This is a genomic window from Staphylococcus sp. CoH_129_LAB_1 (assembly GCF_058191515.1).
In genome coordinates, this window is sequence record NZ_JBXWKZ010000001.1 from 90185 (window position 1) to 112398 (window position 22214).

General features: G+C 33.2%; 17 protein-coding genes. 2 read left to right on the forward strand and 15 right to left on the reverse strand.

What is annotated here, in order from left to right; translation table 11 throughout:
• Positions 1-56 precede the first annotated feature (56 nt).
• The gene (locus AC2FB1_RS00410) at positions 57-191 is read right to left on the reverse strand and encodes a beta-class phenol-soluble modulin (RefSeq protein ID WP_490673312.1); all 135 of its coding nucleotides are present in this window, start codon (positions 189-191) and stop codon (positions 57-59) included.
• Between the two features lie 42 nt (positions 192-233).
• Positions 234-368 carry a beta-class phenol-soluble modulin gene (locus tag AC2FB1_RS00415; RefSeq protein WP_103167484.1) on the reverse strand — a complete coding sequence of 45 codons (135 nt, stop codon included), beginning with the start codon at positions 366-368 and terminating at the stop codon, positions 234-236.
• A 747-nt stretch (positions 369-1115) separates the two neighbouring features.
• On the opposite strand from AC2FB1_RS00415, the gene AC2FB1_RS00420 reads away from it, so the two are divergent.
• Both AC2FB1_RS00420 and AC2FB1_RS00425 read left to right on the forward strand, forming a co-directional pair.
• Positions 1116-1883: a hypothetical protein gene (locus AC2FB1_RS00420; protein WP_490673313.1), complete on the forward strand. Its 768-nt coding sequence runs from the start codon at positions 1116-1118 to the stop codon at positions 1881-1883.
• A gap of 821 nt (positions 1884-2704) precedes the next feature.
• A complete protein-coding gene (locus tag AC2FB1_RS00425; RefSeq protein WP_490673314.1) occupies positions 2705-3202 on the forward strand; it encodes a GNAT family N-acetyltransferase in 498 nt (165 codons plus the stop codon).
• Positions 3203-4015: 813 nt separating this feature from the next.
• On the opposite strand, the gene AC2FB1_RS00430 is transcribed toward AC2FB1_RS00425, so the two are convergent.
• The 13 genes from AC2FB1_RS00430 to AC2FB1_RS00490 are packed head-to-tail and all read right to left on the reverse strand — an operon-like array spanning position 4016 to position 22143.
• Complete coding sequence (locus AC2FB1_RS00430; protein ID WP_490673315.1) at positions 4016-5431, reverse strand: N-acetylmuramoyl-L-alanine amidase; 1416 nt, start codon at positions 5429-5431, stop codon at positions 4016-4018.
• An 11-nt stretch (positions 5432-5442) separates the two neighbouring features.
• Positions 5443-5694: a phage holin gene (locus tag AC2FB1_RS00435; RefSeq protein WP_490673316.1), complete on the reverse strand. Its 252-nt coding sequence runs from the start codon at positions 5692-5694 to the stop codon at positions 5443-5445.
• Positions 5695-5750: 56 nt separating this feature from the next.
• Positions 5751-7229, reverse strand: coding sequence for an SGNH/GDSL hydrolase family protein (locus AC2FB1_RS00440; protein WP_490673317.1), 1479 nt, complete (start codon positions 7227-7229; stop codon positions 5751-5753).
• A 40-nt stretch (positions 7230-7269) separates the two neighbouring features.
• The gene (locus tag AC2FB1_RS00445) at positions 7270-8748 is read right to left on the reverse strand and encodes a BppU family phage baseplate upper protein (RefSeq protein WP_490673318.1); all 1479 of its coding nucleotides are present in this window, start codon (positions 8746-8748) and stop codon (positions 7270-7272) included.
• A gap of 51 nt (positions 8749-8799) precedes the next feature.
• Entirely contained in the window at positions 8800-10731 is a 1932-nt protein-coding gene (locus tag AC2FB1_RS00450; RefSeq protein WP_490673319.1) for a glucosaminidase domain-containing protein, read from the reverse strand.
• 52 nt (positions 10732-10783) lie between these two features.
• On the reverse strand, positions 10784-11275 hold the full coding sequence (locus AC2FB1_RS00455) for a phage holin family protein (RefSeq protein WP_490673320.1): 492 nt from the start codon (positions 11273-11275) through the stop codon (positions 10784-10786).
• A gap of 39 nt (positions 11276-11314) precedes the next feature.
• Positions 11315-11455 (reverse strand): XkdX family protein, encoded by a 141-nt coding sequence (locus AC2FB1_RS00460; protein WP_490673321.1) that lies wholly within the window; start codon positions 11453-11455, stop codon positions 11315-11317.
• The gene (locus AC2FB1_RS00465; RefSeq protein WP_490673322.1) at positions 11448-11786 is read right to left on the reverse strand and encodes a hypothetical protein; all 339 of its coding nucleotides are present in this window, start codon (positions 11784-11786) and stop codon (positions 11448-11450) included. Before AC2FB1_RS00465 ends, AC2FB1_RS00460 begins: the two co-directional genes overlap by 8 nt.
• A 4-nt stretch (positions 11787-11790) precedes the next feature.
• Entirely contained in the window at positions 11791-13326 is a 1536-nt protein-coding gene (locus tag AC2FB1_RS00470) for a BppU family phage baseplate upper protein (protein ID WP_490673323.1), read from the reverse strand.
• Positions 13326-15998, reverse strand: coding sequence for a peptidase G2 autoproteolytic cleavage domain-containing protein (locus AC2FB1_RS00475; RefSeq protein WP_490673324.1), 2673 nt, complete (start codon positions 15996-15998; stop codon positions 13326-13328). Before AC2FB1_RS00475 ends, AC2FB1_RS00470 begins: the two co-directional genes overlap by 1 nt.
• Before the next feature lie 11 nt (positions 15999-16009).
• Positions 16010-17866: an SGNH/GDSL hydrolase family protein gene (locus AC2FB1_RS00480; protein WP_490673325.1), complete on the reverse strand. Its 1857-nt coding sequence runs from the start codon at positions 17864-17866 to the stop codon at positions 16010-16012.
• A gap of 12 nt (positions 17867-17878) precedes the next feature.
• Positions 17879-18820, reverse strand: coding sequence for a phage tail family protein (locus AC2FB1_RS00485; RefSeq protein WP_490673326.1), 942 nt, complete (start codon positions 18818-18820; stop codon positions 17879-17881).
• A 14-nt stretch (positions 18821-18834) separates the two neighbouring features.
• Positions 18835-22143: a phage tail protein gene (locus tag AC2FB1_RS00490; protein ID WP_490673388.1), complete on the reverse strand. Its 3309-nt coding sequence runs from the start codon at positions 22141-22143 to the stop codon at positions 18835-18837.
• Positions 22144-22214 lie beyond the last annotated feature (71 nt).

Sequence of the window (22214 nt, forward strand, 5' to 3'; positions counted from 1 at the left end):
ACTAATTTAGTCATTTTAATTTCTCCATTCTTATTTTAATTTTTAAGTATAATAAATTAGAATCCTAAGTATTTACCTACGATACTTACACCATTTGCTACGATGTCTACGATACTTGTACCTAATTTTGTCCAATCTTGGTTAATACCTGCATCTACTGTATTTCTGATTGCGTCGAATAATTTATCCATGTTTTGTTATCTCCTTTGTATTATTTATAGTTAATGATTAATTTAGAATCCTAAGTATTTACTTAGTAAACCTACACCGTTTTCAACGATACCTACAATACTAGTACCTAATTTTGTCCAATCACCATTAATACCTGCAGTTACTGTATCTTTAATTGAGTTAAATAAACCTTCCATCTTATACACTCCTTAGAAATTAATTGGTAAAATTCTAAAACGATAGGTAACTTGTTTGTATTGCTTTGTTTAACTATCGTTTTGTTATCTTTACTATAAAGGGTTTATAACCTTTTATGTATTATTCTCCGTAACTCCTACTTTAATCATCATAACTGTACTTTATAAAATCCAAATAACACACTTAGGAATTCAAATATGTGCTAATAAAAAGCATATTCTTTTTAAAATTATAATTTTAAATTTTATATATATAATTTTAATGCGTCTAAAATTTATAAATATGTTATTATTTTAAAGTATATATTTAAATTAATGACTTAAAGGCGGTGATTTTAAGGATATACATTACTATCATCTTAGAATAAATGAATATTAAAACTAGTATGTTTTAAAGAGAATACGTAGTGAACGACATCTTTAAAACTTACACAGAGATAAGTACATTAAAAAATGGAAAGCATATTTACCATAATAAAATAAGAAAAAGCAACGTAAAAAGATTGGCTATTCAAATGTGCTAATTGTTTAATTTTTATTAACTATAGGCATATCTATATATTTTTCCAATTTATTCGGTTTTAATTCTAACTCTGTTTCAAATAATAATACTTTAAACAATGTTAAATCTATCAAAGTAAGCTTTAAATTTAACATTAATAATGATTAATTATTTATTTAAGCTATTGCTTTTCCTTTAAAAATAGCTTATTTATCCTCTACTTTTAATATATAAGGAGTTAAAAAATGAAAAAAATTTTATATTTACTTTTTAGTAGCGCTTTAATTCTAGGTGCATGTAGTAACAATAATTCATCTAGTGATGATTCTGATAATAAATCAGAAAAGAATTCTGAAAAGACAACAGATAATAAAACTAAAGAAGAAAAGAAGTCTAAAGAGAACAAAAGCTTTAAAGAAGACAAAAAAGAAAAATTTTCTAATGAAAGCAATAAGAATCTTAATTCAAGTACAAAGGAACATAATAATGAACAAAACTCTCAAGATAATTCATCGAATAAACAGATTCAATCAACTCAAAATATTGATATAACAAATATTAAAGATAAAAATACTCTTGAGTCTGTTATCTATGGAAATTATAGTGAAACTGATAAAATTCAAGCTTATAATAATGTAGTAGCTAATGGTGTTATTCCTCAAGGTAATGTTATGGAAGGTCCTGCTTATGCAGCTTATGAGAGTTCTTTAAGAATTGAAAATGGTCAAGAACAATCAGTTTATGACCGTCCAAAAGAACAAGATGCTCCAGTAGAAGATAAAAATATAAATTCAGATCCTAATGATGAAATAAATGCCGCTCAAACTAAAGATGAGTATTATGACGCTTTAAGAAAAAAATATAATGGAGGCCTTTCATCTGGTGAATTACAAACAAAATATGCTATAGAACAGGGTTACTATGATAGCGACGATGCTGAAGAAGTGTATCAGAATATAAAAGATCAAGAAAAAGAAATTGAAGATGGAAAATGGAATAAATATAGAAATTAAGTCCTCAATATTTATATGTTAATATAGAATCACAAAAACCTCGTAACTATAATAGTTTATGAGGCTTTTTAGTATCTTAGAAGAAAGTCATTACCCTTTTTATTAGTTAGCTTTTTAAAACCTATAATATCGATGTTTTTATCTAATTCCTTTTTATAACTTTAGTATATCTTCAAACTTTTCATCAAATAAGATTAAATATCTGTAATATTATCACAAAAATATAACTACATAATACATTTATGACAAGCAAATTCTTAGAAACCTCATATTTTTAAAATACAAGAGATTGATCTTGAACATGAAAATACATTTTAAAAGTAAATAATGAATCTCTAAAAAAAATGCCTTATGAAACAAAGAATAAACGCCTCTTTTTTAACTACTAAAAATGCTTTTAGTAAGCAAAAATTTGATGCCAACTTAGATAGGTTTATAAATGATCTAGATTCAATAGCTAGTAATTTAGAAAGGCAAGCTATGTTTATTTTTTATTCTATACAATAAAAACAATATTGCGATGAAGATAAATATTTTATAACAGATATGATAACTTTAAATTTTCAATCATATGACCTAGAACATACAAATCATAATACTGCTATAGCTATCAAATATATAAGTATTCATATTATTAGTAAAAAGTACAATTATACATAATAGAAAAACAATTTAATTTCCTATATAAATTAATTAAACTATTTTTGTATTACCTTCTTTTTTATATTATAAATAGTAAGTATAATATATTAATAAATTAAGATGATTTATTTCTCTTATTTATAATGCAAGTATATAGAACGAATTTTAGGAGTGGAATGATGAAACTTAGAGCATTAGAGGCTAGCGATTTACCTTTTGTTCATGAATTAAACAATGAATACTCAATTATGTCTTATTGGTTTGAAGAGCCATATGAGTCTTTAACAGAACTTCAATATCTATTTGATAAGCATTTATTAGATGAATCTGAAAGACGTTTTATTGTAGCAGATGAAAATCAAGTAGTCGGTATTGTTGAATTGGTAGAAATTAATTATATACATCGTAATTGTGAAATCCAAATAATTATTAAACCTGAGTTTAATGGCAAAGGATATGCAAAATTTGCTTTTGAAAAAGCGACAAGTTATGCATTTGATATATTAAACATGCACAAAATTTATTTATATGTTGATGCAGACAATGAAAAAGCTATACATATATATAAATCACAAGGGTTTAAAACTGAAGGATTACTCAAAGAACAATTTTATACTAAAGGTCAATACAAAGATGCCTATATAATGTCACTATTGAAATCTGAATATAGTTTGTAGCATAAAATTGTTAATATATCAATTTACATGACAAACTTATGAAACTGAAGTTGAAACATTTTGATTTTTTAAATAAATTTTAAATTGTTTTCACCAAATTTCCCCAAACATAGCAAAAACCCCGTAACCATAATGGTTTACGGGGTTTATTAGCGTCCTGGGAGGGATAGTATAAACGCTATAACCATAGTGTTTACAACGTTTGAAGTCCCTTTTGGGTCCCTAAAACTTGTATGTATAAAATAACCGTATCGAAATCGAGGCGGTTAAAATAAAAAAACACCACGCTCATAAGAACGTGGTTTAGCCTCATAAATAAATCTGACAATCGTCTAATATCACAAATTGGGTATGTCTCTATTATAACATAAAAAGCTACCCAGTGACATGTTAGGTAGCTTAAAAAATGATACGGTCAGCTTCTTACTGCTAAAACGCAAGCAAGTCCTCCGTACATATAAAACGTAACTCCGACTATTTACATAACCGAGTACGCCAGTGCTATGCACTGTTTCCTCACATTTATTATAGCATAAAAAAGCCTACTAGAGAGTGTATCATCTAGTAGGTAAATACATCACAATAACCTACCCTCATTCGAGGACACAGCAAACCGGCTCGTCAGCCGCACATATGAATTCTCAGTTAATGTGATGTAGGCACTTTATACAGTCTGTGCCAGTAATGACTGAGTACATTTCATGAATGACCATTTCGTATCTCCATTATAACATAAAAAAAGAGGGACAAGCACTAAACTTGTCCCAAAAAATGTGTGAAATAGAAACGCTATTATTTATCCGTTATAGCATATTACTTCCAGTCAATTGTACCCCAATACTTCTCTTTTTTAATTCTTTCTTGAATATCTGTAATTTTACATACAGCACAATAAAAGTAACCAGTTTTAGGGTTAGTTGGATATTTAAATTTAACCCACCAATAACCATCTTTTTTAGTCACGCTTACAAAGTCAACCCATTGATTAGGTTTAATCCAGTCACTTTGAGGCACTACGCTTCCAGTTATTCCCGGTGAACGTCTCACTTTGACAGTAGCATTTGAAGTGAAACGACCTTTCCAATTCCATGTGATTTTAGGTGTCGTTTCTTTAGATTTAGATGAGAATAATGATACTTTTTTAGCTTCTGATTTCTCACTAAATTTAGGACGGATAAACCACATTTGTGTTTCGTAATTGTGTTGTCTGCGTGTTGCAGTTTCCCAACCAGTACCATTGTTGATAGGACCAGCAGTCCAGCCACCATTTAACCAGTTTTGCTCGATAACAGTAATGTGATCAAGTGTTGCCTCGATTACCCATGCGACGTGTCCGTAACCTCCACCGAGTTGAGCGCCCCATACAACTAAATCACCCGGTTTAGCTAAGAAACTAGGTGTATTTTTATATACCGTTGCCTCTGTTTTGAAATTTTTAACATTTTCACTGTTGAATGGAATATCTTTCGCACCTTCACCTTTCAAACCATGACCAAATAATTTATCCCAACCAACATTAGCATAATCAAAACATTGGAAAGCAGCGTATAAATCATAATCATATTGCTTACCTTCTGTTGATTTTAACCATTTAACAAATTCATCTCTAGTCAATGGTGTAGCACCTTTTTTAGGTTTTATAGGTGTAGGTTTAACTTCTACTTTCTTTTTATAATATTTAGCGACTATTTTATCTAAGTTTTTAGTAGCACGTCCATATCCAGCAGCTTCAAGCACGTTCCCCGGATCAATCTTGCCTACTTGAATATCTTGATGTCCTGGCATATGATCTGTGTAGTCAATATTCCAGTATTCAGCAAGATATGCTAATACTCTGGCACCATTGTCTAAAGATTTTTGAGAACGCGCTTTATCGCTAAAGTAACAGATTTCAACGCCAATTGCTACATCATTAGCGTCTTTCCCGTACCAAAGGTTATCAGTAGGCGCATCGTATAATACATGCCACGCTTTCTCTGTTGTAGGAATACAAATGATTGCTTCTTTATTATCTACAAAGATATGTGCGCTTGCTACTTGATTCCATGGAATATTATATGTGTTCTCATAATAATTCACATTAGTTTGTGCTGATGTATTAATATTCCCTGTGTCATGTGCCACGATAAATTGAGGTTTACCGCCATCTAATTTCTCTCCGTATCTACGTGTGCCTTTAGTTAATAATTGGTAACGTACTTTTACACCTTTCCAGTTTTCAGTAGCCATTTATTTCACTCCTATTTTAAATTATTTTCTTTAAGGTATTCTTCTTGCACTTTAGATTTATCGTGTATTAGATATGAGTTTTTATAGACACCGTAAATCGCGATAATAAATGGTACCGCTGATGTGAAGAAGTTTTCCCATGCGTTTAATTTATCTGGATTTAAAAATTCTACTTCGATACCGCTTGATTTTAATGCTAGATACAAAGCACCTAACATACCACCTAATAAGCCGATATATTGTTTTAATTTGTCTGAAGTCATTTATTTCACTCCTATTTTTGTATTAAAAAAGCCGACCTAAAAAGGTCAGCTATCAATTATTTATATTTAAGTTTTATTGTAATAGGTTCGTAAGTTTTACCATATTCCGTATCGCCAACGTAATTCAAGTGTTGAACAAATTCGTTAATTTCATCTATGCGATTGAATTCGCCTTTAGGATAACTTGAAACGGCATACCAAAACGGACTATTACCTAAGATGTCATTAGGGTTTAAAATTTTATTTCCCTTATAATCTGCTTCTAATATCTTTTTACCTGTTAAGTTGACTGTTTCCACTGGAATTCTTAACATAAAACTTTGATTTTCTATCCAAGTTGGCAACACGCTTGGTATTTCTGCAATTGTCGAACCATCATCAGCAGTTTCAAAAGTTGCTTTAGGTGTTATTTTTATAACTGGCTCTCCATCAGATATAAAAGGTTGTTTCTCTCCAACGATAGCATGTTGCTCAAGAAATGATTGTATAGTATAAGATATATATTCATGTCCATGTACATTAGGGTGTAAACCATCTGCTTGACCTTCTTGATATGAGAAGAAGTGTTGATTAACTTCGTCGTACCAAACACGTAAATGACTATTATGATATAAATCTAAACATGGAATAGCTAAACGTTTAGAAATACTTTTTATTACTTCAACTAATTCAACTAATTTATAACCATTTTTGCCTTGATTTTCATTCATCGGATTACTTTCAATTCTAGGTAACGGTGTAATTGTGACAATTGGCGTGTTAGGAAATTTATTCATCAAATTAGTTAATAATGTGTAAATATGGCTTGCCACCGTCGGAGCGTCTGTATCGGTTGCATTCCCTAATAATTTGCTTCCAGTAACACCCGAATAATCATTCGTGCCTAAAAACACAGAAATAAAATCAGGTTGTTCTGTGATAGAGTTAACTGCATTAAGTCGGTCAACATATCCTGTTCCACTGACACCTAAATTAACCACATTCAAACCTGTACGCTCTGCAATAAATTGATGGTAATTTTTTGAAGTTCTAAAATTAACTTCAGTTATACTGTCACCAATAAATACACCTGTTAATTTTTTTAGTGGCGAAACATTAACTTCAGGTACTTCTTCTTTACCAAAATAACCTTTTTCTATTCCATATTGTAAAAACTTCTCAAATATCACTTCATCTTGATTGAATTTATCCAAAACCATACCAGTAGCACTTTGAATAATTCTAATTTTTGTTTTCGTATCACTTGGGAATATGAAGCTATTGCCATACACATCGACATGAATTTCTAACACGTACATGCCACTAGGGAGTATCTTATCGATTGAAAAGCCGACTTTACCCACTGTATCTACCGAAGATTCACTTTCAAATGCTAAACCTGTTTCATTATATAAATACACTTTAGCAGGGTTACCCGATAACCAGCTCATATCCTCGTCTGAATTACTAGATAATTTAAAAGAAAAAAGACTACCATCACCTTGTTTGATTTGATTACCATTTGTTTCATTAATCAAACTTAAAACATTTTCCATTTTATCACCTCAATATAAAATGCTGACACATAAGTGCCGACTAAACTAATTTACCGAATTGTAATGTGCTAGATTTAACTGTAATGCCATTATAATTATCTATTTTTACTCTCAGTGTATTTGAGAAATAAATTGACGGACTTGTTCCATCAACATTCCATGTTAACTCGACATTATTTGTTCCCGGTTTTAACGTCACAGTTTTTTCGCTAGTATCTATTTGATCTACTGAAATAACCATACTAATATCATTACTATTATTATTTACAAATGTGCCTTTGAAACCATACTTACCAGAATCTGTACGTTGCAATGCTTCATATTTATAACTTAATAAACTAGAGTTTACGGCCAAATCGTTAGTCGTCACATTAGTTAATAAGTTCTTTTGAATTTGGAAGCTAGTTGATGTTGTCGGAGTGGTTGTTGAACTTGTAGAGCCACTACTTAATTTATTATCTACATATTGTTTGATAGCATTATCTACATATTGTTGTGTTGCATAACTATTTAATACTGTCGTATCTAACGTAGCTTTTTTCCAATCAGACCAAGTATCTGATTTGTTTTTAACGTATATATCCGGTGAATTGAATGGAGAATATTCTATTCTTTGGACAGTATCGTTTAATCGTTTATACGTTATATAGCCATAATTAGTAACTCCAGTGGGTAAACCTATTCCTTTAGTAACGTAATAAAAACCTGTCGTTAAATTAGATTTGTCAATAGTATTAAAATCGAAATCATTTAAAAGAATAATATTACCTTTTGTGTCAGTTAATTTAGTTTTTTGCCAATTTGTAAAATCAGGTAAAGTGGGTGAAATTCCAGCAGGACCTTGTTCGCCTTTATCACCTTTATCACCTTTGTCCCCTTTAGGACCTACATCACCTTTTTCTCCAGCTATCCCTTGTTCTCCTTGTGGACCTACTTCCCCTTGTAGACCTTGTGGACCAGTATCGCCTTTGTCACCTTTAGGACCTTTAAACTCTTTGTTATGTGTAGAGAGATAATTTTCTAAATCACTAGTTAATTTATCTTTAAAGCCATCGTTTAATAAATCTACTAAATCTTCAGACATGATTTGTTTTACTGTATCTTTAACTAGGTTTAAATTAACTTCTTTGGCTACTGCTTCTTCTACACCACTATCAACAATGGTAAATGAGAAGTTAGCAACGTGAACGGAATGTTCATTGCTTTCCATAAATAACTTACAATTTACTTTCCCAATGTGTTTAATCACATTAGAAGGTATGTCGTATTGGATCAAACCACTTTCAGGAATTAATACGTCGATTGTTTCATCAATGAATACAGAACCATCTTCCATAAATAAATTAAGTTTAGGTTTCATATCTGTTTTAGTTAAATCAACCGGACTGCCATTGTAATTAATTCTAATTCTGATAAATGCAGTGTTCTCATCTTCTGTGTAGAAACGACTACCAATGTCCCCTATATCAACATTTCTAGGGTTGATATGTGTTTCTACGTCTGTCATTTTGATTATCATATATGCACCTTCTTTGAATAATTAAAGGCTACCCACTCACAGTAGATAGCCTTATTTATATTTGTCCCTAACGTAGTAAAGACCTTTTAAACCTATTTTTTTGTAGTAATAATCAATGTTTGTAGCTTGATGTCTACACCAATTAATATCCGTTGCATATTGATGTGTTGCTGGATGTTTAGGGTTCCAGCGCATACGATACAACGTATTTTGTCCTTTGCTTATATAGTCGCCCCTTACAAACTTAGCACCGCCAATAATTGCTTTAGCTGGCGTTGTCCAACCGTTATTTTTAGCGAATGTCATAGCATAGTTAGGGTTATTGTCATATGCACCTATACCAAAGTAGTTATAAGCACCATAACGACCACTCGCAAAGTTAGATGTACCGTTACCACTTTCTAAGAAAGCATGAGAGATTAAGTAAATCTCATTCAGGTTATATTTCTTACAAGCATCAGCAAAGGCTTTACCTTGTCCGGATAACGTTCCTTTACCTTTTAAAATAACGTTTAATTTACTTACAGGAATACCTTGATATTTACCTAAATCAAGCATCTGATAACGTTGAACTGAACTATCCCAAATTGTGTTAGGGTTCATTGCTGCGCTAACATCAGAACGACTAGGGAAGTACCATGTATAGCCATTGCTCTTTTGTGGATAACCACGAGACATTTGCATGTTCAAAGCAGTTTGGAATGAATATGTGCTTTTTTCTTCAACAATACGTGGTTTTGTAGGTGTAGGTTTAGGCTTAGATGTTGTTGTTCCTTTAGTAGTAGGAGTGACCTTTTTGGTAGGTGTATCAACAGAAGTTGTATTTTTAACTTTTATTGTTGCTTTAGTTGTTGTTGTTGTGATGACTTCTTTTTGTAGCTTATCTTTATTTAGATACATTCCGATGATTTTCTTTTCTACTTCTTTGTACTTACTTTCATCAGGAATGTTATTTTTGATTAAATCGTAATTGATTAAATCTTTCATAGTACGCCAAATATTCTCGTCACATCTAATAGTTGACTCTGATAATTTGATTTTACTCCAGCTCATAAGCCATACACCGTATATCAATGCTTGTATTTGATTAAGCATAAATTGACGTTTACTTTCTGTTTGTCCACCGCATACTTCTAATACAAGCCAACCCGGATGTTCTGGTGCCATATGCCCGCTTGCTCTAGGTGTCCATATACGCTCCCTGTCTATATAAACATGTGGGTATTCATTATCATTCACGTATTTATTGCGTTGTAGATAAAGTTCTTCTACTGAACGTAGATAAGGACATTCTTTGATGTAAATACCTTTTACTTTTCCGATAGGTTTACCATCATCTACTGCAAATTGATGGATATATTCAAGTTCCTTATCTAAATCTGAAGCAAATGATGTATAAGATACTTTAGTTACTTTTTTAGTAATCGGCTTAGTATCTTCTTTCATATTTTTACTTGTTTCTGTTTTATTTTCGGAAGGTTTAGATGGTGTAGATGGTTTTGTTTCCGGTTTAGGCTTAGGTTTAACTTCTGCTTGATATGCAGGTCTCACAAAGGCTAGTAAACCATTATAGGTATGATTGACCTTAGCACCGGGAGAACCTGTATATGAGTTAGCCCCAAACCAATTCTGATCTATACTCGTAAACCTATTCTTATCAGATGGACCAACTACAATAGCAACATGACCTACACCATTATTGAATGAACCTGTACCCCATACTGCAAAATCGCCCGGCTTGGGTACAAAGTCAGGCGTATTCTTGTAAACTTTGAAACCTTTAGGATAGTTGTACCATGCCATGTGAATTGCATTACCATTACACCAGAAACCCCAGTATCGACCTAAAATGTAGTTAGGTAAGTCCCAACACTGTGCGCCACCCCTACCGTCGATATCTAATCGTTTCCCTATCCTACTTCTTGCCCATTCTGCTACTTCAGATGCAGTAGGTTTCCTTTTCTTCGGGTCTGGTAGTCCCATATATGCACCCCGTTTCTATGCAAAATAAAAAGCCGACACTAAAAGTGCCGACTTACTTTCTCATCTTGATATTTATTTCTGAGGTTTTATTATCATCGAGTTCTTTATTGTATCTAGTGGTCATTTCCTCTTTGATTTCAGTTGTGATGCTTGGTTGTTTTTCTTTGTCTTTGTTAATGACAGCTAATCTATTTGCAAGTTCACTTGGAACTAACACTCCCATCGCTGCGCAATTTTCTACAACAGATAATGCTTCGTTTGCAACGTAGAATAATATAGTTGCCATAATTAAACCTCCACCCAAACTGAGTATTTGGTCAATGACATTAGAAACGATGATGATAATAAAAATAAGAATTTTACGACCAAATCCGAATAAGCCTTTTCTTGACCATAACCTACCATCTTTAATCGCTTTAGCAACTCCTGTAAAAATATCTAAACCCATTAAAAAAATGAGTATATACAAGAGTTTTAAATCTCCAGCATAGAAGAAGGTTTTAAATTCTTCTGACTGAATAATTTTGACTTTGACATCTTCCAATATTTAACACCTTCTTTATTCAATATAAAAAGCCACTAACTACTCTGCTAGTGGCTCGTAATCAAAACCAGTGATTTCTTTATATTCTTCTTCAGTGATCCATTTGATAGTGACTGATTGTTTTACTTTTTCTAAAGGGAATAAATTTAAACCGTAATATTTTTTAACCATTCTATACATTTGTATTACCTCCAGTCATGAATAATTCCATTAATGTTGCGATATCTTTCTGTGTACTATCAATTTGTGCTTGCTGTTCCACATTTTGCTTTAATAAAGATGAAATCATAACATCTTTCTCATCTGGTTCAACAGTAGGAACTTCTACATTGTTCTCAAAATCTTCTTTAGATTGACCTACCCACTTTTGACCATCGTAATAAAAAGGCGCATAAATGCCTGTTGGTGGCTTTTGTTCCGTCCATTTATCTTCAGGATAAATATATTCGCCATCATTATTTGAAAACACTAAAACTTGTTGTCCATTCTTCCATAAATAAACTATTTTCATATCATCACTCCGTCCATTCATATTGACCATAAACATAATCTGTATCTTTCCATGTCGTTGCATCTCCAACTGCGCTAAAATCGACTAAACCAGAAGGATTTAAAGCAATACGTCCTAAATATTTAGAACGCGGTGTGCTAATGTTGAAAAAGATTAAATTTTTAACAAACCCTTTAGGCAACATCGCAATAGTCTGACCATGAGCAATAGTCGTAACATTTAGTCTAATCATTTTTTTAGTAATACCATTTTGTGTGATTGTTCGATAGGCACTCGTAAAACCACCACTTGAAATGAGTTGGTTGTTAGGTGTAGCGCCATTCACAATTTGCATATCTATCCAACCAGTATCGACAATATCCGAACCAACACGTTCCCATTCACTCCAACCGTTATTAAATCTCTTTTGATATATAATTTTTGAGTTATATGGTTGGAATTGTATTAACATTACATTGTTATTGCAATTGTATTTGGTTAACCATCCATTTGACGATGTTCCAGCAGGTCTATTTAAAGAAGTTGTGATATATCTTGTCCCAATAGGTAACGAGAATAGCTGTTCATTATTAGAAAAATCAATCTGTTCTACTGGATTATAGAAGTTTGTGCCATCATCATTTGTCAATTTTGTTTTTTGCCAATTTAAGTTATTGATTTTGTTATCTACTTCATAACCGGTAGTAAATCCGTTTGTTTGTAACTTCTCATTAAAATCAGCTACTTTGCTATCGATAACTTGATTAGCACTATTACTTTTATTTTCAAAATCACTTTTAGCGTTACTAATCGCTTGTTGAATACTTGCATTAATCGTTTCATAATCGCCAGTTACAAATGATTTAGTAGCTTCAATGTCACGAATAGCATTGTCTTTAGTTGATGTGATTGTATTTACTGCATCAGACTTTGCTGTATCAATCGCTGAAATACTTTCATTTCTAATCTGTATAACTTTGCTTTTTGCATTTTCTACGATTTGATTAACTTCACTTACTAAATCAGACGTATCTGAAATTTCTTGTTTTAATTCTTGTACTTTACCTTCTATTTCTGTGCGAAGTTCATCAAACATGCGAATATAAGAAACTTTAATATCGCTATCAATCTGATTAACTAAACTATCACGTACTGTGAAAGAAAAAGTACCTAATACAACTGTGTCATATTTACCTAAGTTATTGTAATCATTAAGTGATAAATATACTTCGCCTAACACTTCAGAATTAGCAACACTTCTTAAAAACCACCCCGGAACAGTTACACCGATTAAACCACGCATTGGATCAATGAAATCTACATCTAATACTCCGGAAATACTAGGTCGTTGGTTTTCTGTACCGTTCATAGCTTTAAAGAAAGCATAACCTTTAACATTCTTATCTGAAATCAATAACGGTTTATCATTCTTAGTAACTCTAAATTGGAATTGTGCAGTATTTTTATCTAAATTATAAAAACCGATACCTTTATCAGATACCGGTTTTAAATATGCACTTTCTTCTAAATCAACTTTAGCTATTTTTTCTAATTCACTCATTATCTAACCCCCCACGTTACTAATGCGATTGCACAACCTCTATCTTCTGAATAAGGTGTAGTAATTTCTTGTACCCACCCTTTACCGTTAGCGTTGTCTGTATATCCAACACCAGCACGACTATTGATAAAGTCGTTAGCAATAACATTTTTATCAACATTAGTATAAATTTGTCCTAACAAGCCGACTGCGTTCCATTCAGGTCGTTCTGAACGTGATACATAAGGTAATTCAGGGTTATAGTTAGGGTTTTCTACTGGAACATCACGCCATTCATAATGAATATTGCCATCATCATCTTTATATGATACTTGTTTGTGTTCAGTGACTAAAACGCCATAATCATCAACTAAATATCTATCTTTATGATGATATGATTTATCATTTGCTACTAATGCAGCAGTACCAGAAATAACACCTAAGATAGGTTCATCTGGTTGCGCTCTTCTGATTTTGCCTTCATCTAATGTAACGATTGTACCTAACGGAATAGCTTCGCCACTTTGAGACTCATATAACTCGGCAATATCGGCACTATTTTGCGTTAATTTACCAGCTAAAGTTAAATTTCCCGATAAAGTGCTTAAATCGAACTTAATATTGCTTTCTGAAGGACTACCTTTATCTGAATAACCACCGACAATATGATAATTTCCCGGTGCTTTTACCTTACGACTGTTGATTACAATTTGAGTGTGTCCACCTTTTTGTGTTTCACTTTCTAATGAGTTCATAACGCTAGAACGTGAACCGTAGGCTTTAGAACCACCACCAGAGCCGATTACATAACTACGATTGCTATATGCTTTTGAGCCACCTGTTGAGGCGATTACAGCACTTACATCTGCAACACCTCCACCACCAGTAGAAGCGATACTTGCGCCACCTTTTAAAACAGTAGGAACTACGTTGTACTTTTCTCCAGCAATAACTGCGCCATTTGTATAGTTATCTGCTGTTACACCAGAAATAATCGTAGTGTTGTTATATGTTTCAATACCTTTACCTGTTCCAGTACCTTTAAGGTTACAGTTCATAATTTTTAGATCATAAATACCTGAACCACTAGCAATACCAATATTAGGTGAAGAATTGTAAATATTAACATTACTTGCAATAAAACGTGTACCTCTGTTCGAACCACCAAAGAATTTAATATCAGTTCCTGCGTTTTTGAAACCTGTGATATTAATGTTGTTTAATATTACGTTTTCTGCCATAAATTGAACTGCAATAACTGGCATAGTTGTGTCTACTTTGCCACTTTCTAATTTTCCAAAATCACTATCGCCGATTGCAGTAAAGTTGTTAACTGATACGTTTCTATATGCGCTGATTAGTAATGCTCTAGGAGTAGAGCCGGGATAAACTCCATTATATTTAGGATATAAGGCTACACAGTTGTTTAATGCCACATCATAAGCAGTTTTAGACTTAGCGTCTGTTTTTGCTCTATGATGCCCAATGTGTCGAATATTATATGCTCTTAAATCTTCAATAGATACGTGGTTATTAACAAATACACATCTTGAAGCACTAGCAGTGGCATGTGCTTTGATTTCAACGCCACCGAAGTTACCTTCTGTTTTATTATCAGATAAGAATACAAATTGTGAGCCATCATCAATTTCAATACCGTTGTTATTTCCACCAGTAATTGTCGGATGATGAGCGTAGCAATTAGTAATCGTGATATAGCGTGAATGGTGGGTAGTGATAGAGTCATCGCCACAAGCGTATGTTTCACAGTTATCAATATGAATATGCTTACTTTCTAATGCGTATGGAACTCTATTTCCATCACCTTCGTAGTAGTAATCATCATTGGCATAAGTTACGTCAATACAATGTAATAAAGCGCTGTGTGATTTAACATTGTAAATGTAACCATTTGTTACACCAGCAAATCGAATATTACTTGAACGTGAACCACCTGTTGGTTTGAGTGATTTATTTTGTCTAAACTTATTACCATCAAATGTAAAGTTCTCTAATGAGATATTTTCAGCATGTCCACTCATTCGTAAGTTAGTAATACCAATATTCTCAGCTGGTGTACTGTCCATAAATTTAATTGTCGTGATATCTTTACCTTGACCTACTAAACGTGAGTTGTTAGGCATCTTAATGCCTGTTGTAAGGTAAGTACCACCACTCATAGTTACCATTACATTACCGTAACCTAATGCGTCTTTGAACGCTTGTGTACTGTCTTTTTGACCTGTTGGATCTGCTCCAAAGTCATCAACATTTACTACACGTTGAATTTTCTTCAGTAATTCTTCACGTAAATTCTTGCGTTCATTTTCTTCTCTTAAAAAGTCGTGATACAAACGTCCAGATAAATCATCAAAACTTTCTGCATCCATTGAAGTACGACTTGCTCTCAATTCTTGAATACCATTACCATTATGACCTAGAACTAAATTAGTTACTTTTTCATTGTGGTAATTCAATGCGTCAGAAAGTGAAACATCTTGTCCTTTCTTAGTAACATGTTTGATTTGGTCACTGGTATGTGCATCCTCTTTTTGTTTCTTATGATCATTCAATGCTTTATTAGAACTATCAGCCCATAATTTTATATCTTCAAAATTACGTTGTAACTGGTCGATAAATTTATAACTAAAGAATGAATGTAATCGTGTAATCAAATTATCTAAATTTAACATTTTTGACCTCCTTAGCCATAAAAGCCATAAAAGTTTTTGATTAATTCATACATAATAACTTCGTGTCCGTTCTCATTAGGGTGCAAACCGTCAGGCATGCTAGTCTTTCTATAAGAAGGGATATTTGGCTTAAATTGTGATGAATGATAAGCGTCATAAACTGGTATATCTAACTCATTACATGCGTCTATTTGAGCGCCTACATAATTTTCAAGTGTCAAACCTAGAGTGTTTTTGTCAGTATCTCTACGTGTGATTTTTTTATCTACGATATAACACTGTTTTGTAGGTGTCATGACGATAATTTTTGAATTAGGGTTATTCTTCTTAATCAGTTCAATCGCACTATAAAAGGCACCGTAAAACGTTTTAGTGTCCGTTTTATCAGTGCCTATTGGTACATTGTCTATCCAATCATCATCAGTACCTTGTACGATAATTAAATCGCCCTTTATTTTGCTTGCTTGAGAGTATATACTATTTTCTTTCATTGTCGACATGGTTGCTCCACTTACAGCTAAATTAATTGATGTTGCCTTTAACTTTTTAGCTAACATATCTGTGAAGTTTGTTGTCGCATGTGAACCTTTCGCAACAGAGTCGCCTATTGTTCCAATTGTCTTAACTTTTCTAATTGACGATTTACTTGTGAAATCATGAATAATAGTACCGTTCTTAGTTGTAACACTCTTGGTTTCAGTTTCTTTGATTTTACTGTTTAAACTTTCTGTTCTGCCTAATAATTGTTGTGTTGTCTTTGTGTTAGCATTGTTTTGTGCTTGCATTTCTCTAGCAAACTTAGCAGGGTTTGATTTATTGAAATTAATAGCTGATACATAGTTTGCAGCGTTATTAACTGCCTTCATATATCTGTCTTTCATTCTAAACTCACCTAATACGATATCTTGTTTGGTTATCTCGTTATACACATCTCTATGTGTCGTAATTTCTATAATACGCACATAAGCGTTTAAACCTATCAAATCATCAATGACATTGACAATATCGCCTATTTTAGGTACTGCTTCAGGGAAGTGTTTTCTTAATGAAATGAAATCTAATGTAATGGAAGTTTTAAGACTTTCAGCTATTGTTAATTCCATAGCTTTTTTAAGTGTTTTTTCTTTTGTCATTCGACCATCAACAACTGGTGGTGCATGACGTTTACCAATTAAATCAGCAAGTGGATGAGTATATTCAAATTGTAAACTAGATTCATTATAAGTTTGTTGCTCATCAAAACCACCGTAACCTTTTATGAAGGTATAACATTTAGAAGCATCTTCTTGAATTTTGATGTTATTCGCATTAATTCCTGCTTTAATATAGTAGTTTGCTTTATGTTCTACTGTGTCGTATAGATGGAATGTTTTTGTATCAGGATCATACTCATATTCAAGTACATAACGTTCTAAGCCTTTTTTGAATAACTCAAGGTTAGTATCATGATTACCTAAATTCTCGAACTTATGTGAATATACATTTGCATGTAACTTGTATTTATATCCTGTATCTTTGAACACTAAATCGAAGTATTCTTTTCCTGTATAGCTACCGTTATAAGTTTCATAAATACGAAGATTATTCATATCATCAAGTTCCACCGGTCTAGCTTTGATACTTAACTTTTGCTTATCGCCGATAGTTGTTTTGTCTAAAATAACAATGCGATACTCTCGGTTGTCTTTATAACCTGCAACGTTTGTTATCGTCCACATTTTAGTAATTGCACCAATAGCGTCAAAAGTAGCTTTATTTTCGATAATATCAAACTCTAGAGAACCGTCTTCATTTAGTTTTTCGTTTAGCACAGTTTCTACATGTAAGGACTGTCCAACGCCTTGTAAAGTTTTTAATTTTATTGGCATTCATCTTCCCCCTTACATGTAATAGCGTTTATGCTTAAATGTTATTTTTTGTAATGTTTTAGTGCTATGGAATGTATTCCAACCAGGAACTAATACAGGACGTTCTCCAGTTTGATTATAATCATCAATTCTTATCTTGTTTCTATATGTGTGAATACCGTCAAAACGAATAACATCGCCTGCTTTTATATCTAAACCACTAATTTTGATAGCATTACTGCCATTAGTGATATAGAACGTTAAACCTGACCTATCGTCTTTACTTATATCTTCGCCTAGAGTGAGTTCTACTATACTGTCTTGATTGAATTGTTTGATTGGTACAGAACCACCGTAATATACATCACCGATTTTTAAATCATAGAACGTATAATTTCTATATTTTTGTTCAACTTCAAATGGATCATTATCAATAGCGCCCCACTTGTTAATGTTATTTGTTTCTTTTTCTAAGTCAGTGCTATATCCAATACTTTCAAAATATGGTAACTCGATTGTTTCAAATTCTAAATCAATCTCACCGGATATTTGAGTAGTATCGAATGAGATTTCATTTACTAAACCAACATAAATTTGTCTACCGTCAACATATTCAAGAGTAGGCTGTTGATTTTTAGGCTCGAATATATTTTCGAATTTGATTTCAGTTTCAGACGCTGCAAGTTCTCTGAGATAGTATTGTCCTCTTAGTAATTCCTGTAACCTAGCTTTTAAGAAAGACGCATGTTCTATTTTCTGAACGTTAAAACGTAATTTCATTTCAACTGTTTTCTTTAATTCGGTAGTAGAATTATGGAAACGACCATTCACTCTGTCGATATTGCTAAAAGAACGATCATACCCAGCACCTTTAACATCGTAAGAAACTACTCTTAGCATTTGTTTGGTAAAAGGGTTATCGCTAATATAATAATGTTGTTTATCTTTATAAATTTCTACGTCGTGTAATATCAATTAACTGTCCCCCTTTAAAATAGTCCGAAACTTGCATCTTTAGAGTTAGTTTCTTCAATGTAAGATTTAATATAATCAACATCACCCTCATTACGAACTGTTACATTAACGATAGGTCGATTATTTTCTTGCATGCTGTGTTGTACATCTTTAGTCATGTGAGCATTAACATCTGAATTCATACCATTACCAAATTCAGAAGTAAGGTTACTATTTAACTCTGGTTGGAAAGCACTAGTAACACTCTTAGCTAAACGACGACTAGCGTCAATTGCTCTGTTACTGTCTTTCATGATACCTATTCCTAAACCTTGAGATACATATTCACCAATTCCTCTAAACACTTTAGAAGGTGATGCAATACCTAACGCACTTTTCGCTGCATTTACTGCACGTTCTGCTACACCTTTAGCTGCGTTAACTACCCAACTAACACCTTTCATGATTCCATTAGCTAGTCCTTGCATTAAGTAGCTTCCTACTTCTGCAAAATGACCGAAGAAACCACGAATTGCACTTAACGCTTGTTGCATACCATTTCTAACAGCACCAAGTACATTTGTGAAACCACTAATCACACTTTGAACAAATCTAGCCATTGCACTGATAATAGCTGATACCCATTGAGAGCCACCGGAAACAATTCTGGTATATGCTTGTTGCATGTGTTGCCAAACAGAATTGACTACTCGCATAAAACCATTAGCAACTTGACTGAAGAAGTTAGAAACGGTTGATGTAATAGAACTTATCCATTGAGAGCCACCAGATACAACGTAGTTATACGCTTGCATCATTTTTTGCCATACAGTTTGAGCCATTTGACCAAACCATTGTGACACGCTAGCCCAAATTTGACTGACAAATTGAGTGGTTGATGACCAAATTTGTGACCAACTAGAAATGCTAGTTCCGAGTATAGAATTTAGTGTTGTGAATATAAATTGAGAAATCTGAGTGAAAATTGATTGTACCGCAGTCCAAATAGTGTTTAGTACGTTTGTAAACGTTTCTTGTAAAGTTAGTAATGCGCCTGAAAAATCGCCAGTAATCAACTGAATAAATGCAGTGAATAAACCAACAAGCAGTTGAACTACTGCTGAAACAATTGCACCAATCGCAGTGAATACAACTGATACAATCATCCATAATGACTGGAAGCCACCGATTACTAATTGAATAGCGCCCATGACTAAGCCACCTAGTACGTCCATGAACATTTGTCCTAGTTGTTGTAAAATCGGCATGATAGGTTGTAGTGTCTGTTGGATAGAACCCCACAATTGAGTAAACCAGCCAATGATAGAACTGATTGCACCAGAAATGGCATCAACGATTCCGTTCCACGCATCAATGATCATATTTCTGAAATCTTCGTTAGTTTGCCATAGATAGACGATCACACCAACAAGCGCTAATATAATTCCTATTGCTATTCCAATTGGACCAGTCAAAGCACTAAATGCAGTGCCTAATAATGGTAATAATCTGCCTATATTAGCTATTGGACTAACTAATAAGCTAAATGCACCACGTAAGATATTTAAAATACCTTGAAGTATTCTTCCGGCACCTAGAAATCTTCCTATGTGTCCTACCGCTTGTATCAACGCAGCAACGAAACCACTACTTATAAACGTACTAACTGCAATAATCGGAGCTAGTAATGCCCACATTATTCCACCTAGTATCATAGCAACGCCAATCATTCTAGCGATAGCCGGATGCGTTTCAAATAACTTAGCAATGAAACCAGCTAAAGCAGTCACTACTTTAAGTATTACGCTTGCTATTGGTGCCATAGCAGTACCAAACGCTACTAATACTCTTACGATATTTCCAATTAAGTCCATGATTACTGGACCATTCTCTTGAACATACTGTACAAATTTCTTAAAGCCTTCTGATTTGCCCACTTGTTCAGACCATTCTCTGAATTTGCCAGTCATTTTAACTAACCAATCAAAGATATTAGAACTGTTTTGAGCAAATGCTTTCATTAAGTTACCGATACCAGCAAATACATTACCGAATATCTGTCCTATTTTAGGTAAATTTTCTTTTGTGTACTCGATAAATGACTTGATAGCGTTTTGTCCTTCAACGCTATTAGCCCAGTTTTGGAACTTCTTACCTAAGTTGTCTAAACCTTTAGCAGTCCATAAGAATAAAGGACCTAGTTGAGTGAATACGTTGATTAAACCATCACCAAAACGTCCTGCTGCACTTAGTAATGTGTTAAACGTCTTAACGCCTGTTGTATTCATCATGTTAAAGAACTTGCTAGCTGTTTGACTGTTCTCAGCCCATTTCAAGACGCTTTGAGACGCTTGTTCCATTTCTTTTGATACACCAGATAAGAATGGTTTCATACGTCCTAATGCTACATTTACTGTGTCTAATGCATTAGCTAATGTATTGAAGATTTGTGATTGATTTTGCTTGATAATACTTGCCCATGTTGATTTAATTTGATCTAAAGATGCTTGATAACGTCTAGTTTCTGCAGTAGCTTGTAGCGTTCCATCATTCAACATCTTAATCGCACTTACTGCCATAGCACCAAATGCAAATGCACCACTTGCAGCGATACCAAATGCACCTGCTACACCTAACGCACCACCAGCTACTACGCCTAATGCGTTAGCTACTGCCATGATTGCGGGTACTAAACCAGCTATGATAGGGATAAGTCCTTGAAAACTAGCGATTAAAACACCTTTGATTTGTTGTCCGAACACAGTACCAAATGTACGAATACGATTAGCTAAACTATCCATTTTATCGCCATATTCGTCTAATGCTCTACCCATATTAGTCCAAACTTCTCTAGATTTAGTTCTGATTTTATCTAAATTAAATCTAGCTGTTGCGCTAACTTTTTCAAATTGTTTAGCGAATTTACCAGCTTGGCCATCGCCTAAATCTATGTGCCAACGTCCTTTATGAAAGACACTTTTCTCAATATCTAACATGCTTTTCTGAAAGCCTTTTGCTGCCATTTCTGCTGCGCTAGTGTCCAAGTCGAGTTTCACTACATGTTTTCGCCACGCTTCGATGGTAGCCTTATCTTTACGATATTTAGCCATTAATTCAGCATCGCTTAGATTAAGTTCAACTTTATGTTTTTTCATTGTATCGAGATAGGCTTGTGCTTCACGTTTTTTAGCTTTAAATTCTTCTGTTTCTAAAAAGAGTTTAGATTTAATATTACCTATCCCTTTTTGAGCCATTGCTTTTGCTCTTTGTAAGTTACGTTTGAATTTTGATATGTTAGCGTCTACTTCTGTTTCAATTTCATCTGGAATATCAGTCTTTGCCATACGTTGTGCTTTTCTGATATTTCTCTGGAAATTGCTAATGATTGCACTAATCTTAGCAACAAAATTCTTTT

What these genes read in the sequence shown, in the direction of transcription:
- AC2FB1_RS00410 (WP_490673312.1), bottom strand. Translation starts at nt 191, where the DNA reads ATGGATAAATTATTCGACGCAATCAGAAATACAGTAGATGCAGGTATT.
- AC2FB1_RS00415 (WP_103167484.1), bottom strand. Translation starts at nt 368, where the DNA reads ATGGAAGGTTTATTTAACTCAATTAAAGATACAGTAACTGCAGGTATT.
- AC2FB1_RS00420 (WP_490673313.1), top strand. Translation starts at nt 1,116, where the DNA reads ATGAAAAAAATTTTATATTTACTTTTTAGTAGCGCTTTAATTCTAGGT.
- AC2FB1_RS00425 (WP_490673314.1), top strand. Translation starts at nt 2,705, where the DNA reads ATGAAACTTAGAGCATTAGAGGCTAGCGATTTACCTTTTGTTCATGAA.
- AC2FB1_RS00430 (WP_490673315.1), bottom strand. Translation starts at nt 5,431, where the DNA reads ATGGCTACTGAAAACTGGAAAGGTGTAAAAGTACGTTACCAATTATTA.
- AC2FB1_RS00435 (WP_490673316.1), bottom strand. Translation starts at nt 5,694, where the DNA reads ATGACTTCAGACAAATTAAAACAATATATCGGCTTATTAGGTGGTATG.
- AC2FB1_RS00440 (WP_490673317.1), bottom strand. Translation starts at nt 7,229, where the DNA reads ATGGAAAATGTTTTAAGTTTGATTAATGAAACAAATGGTAATCAAATC.
- AC2FB1_RS00445 (WP_490673318.1), bottom strand. Translation starts at nt 8,748, where the DNA reads ATGATAATCAAAATGACAGACGTAGAAACACATATCAACCCTAGAAAT.
- AC2FB1_RS00450 (WP_490673319.1), bottom strand. Translation starts at nt 10,731, where the DNA reads ATGGGACTACCAGACCCGAAGAAAAGGAAACCTACTGCATCTGAAGTA.
- AC2FB1_RS00460 (WP_490673321.1), bottom strand. Translation starts at nt 11,455, where the DNA reads ATGTATAGAATGGTTAAAAAATATTACGGTTTAAATTTATTCCCTTTA.
- AC2FB1_RS00465 (WP_490673322.1), bottom strand. Translation starts at nt 11,786, where the DNA reads ATGAAAATAGTTTATTTATGGAAGAATGGACAACAAGTTTTAGTGTTT.
- AC2FB1_RS00470 (WP_490673323.1), bottom strand. Translation starts at nt 13,326, where the DNA reads ATGAGTGAATTAGAAAAAATAGCTAAAGTTGATTTAGAAGAAAGTGCA.
- AC2FB1_RS00475 (WP_490673324.1), bottom strand. Translation starts at nt 15,998, where the DNA reads ATGTTAAATTTAGATAATTTGATTACACGATTACATTCATTCTTTAGT.
- AC2FB1_RS00480 (WP_490673325.1), bottom strand. Translation starts at nt 17,866, where the DNA reads ATGCCAATAAAATTAAAAACTTTACAAGGCGTTGGACAGTCCTTACAT.
- AC2FB1_RS00490 (WP_490673388.1), bottom strand. Translation starts at nt 22,143, where the DNA reads ATGGCAAAGACTGATATTCCAGATGAAATTGAAACAGAAGTAGACGCT.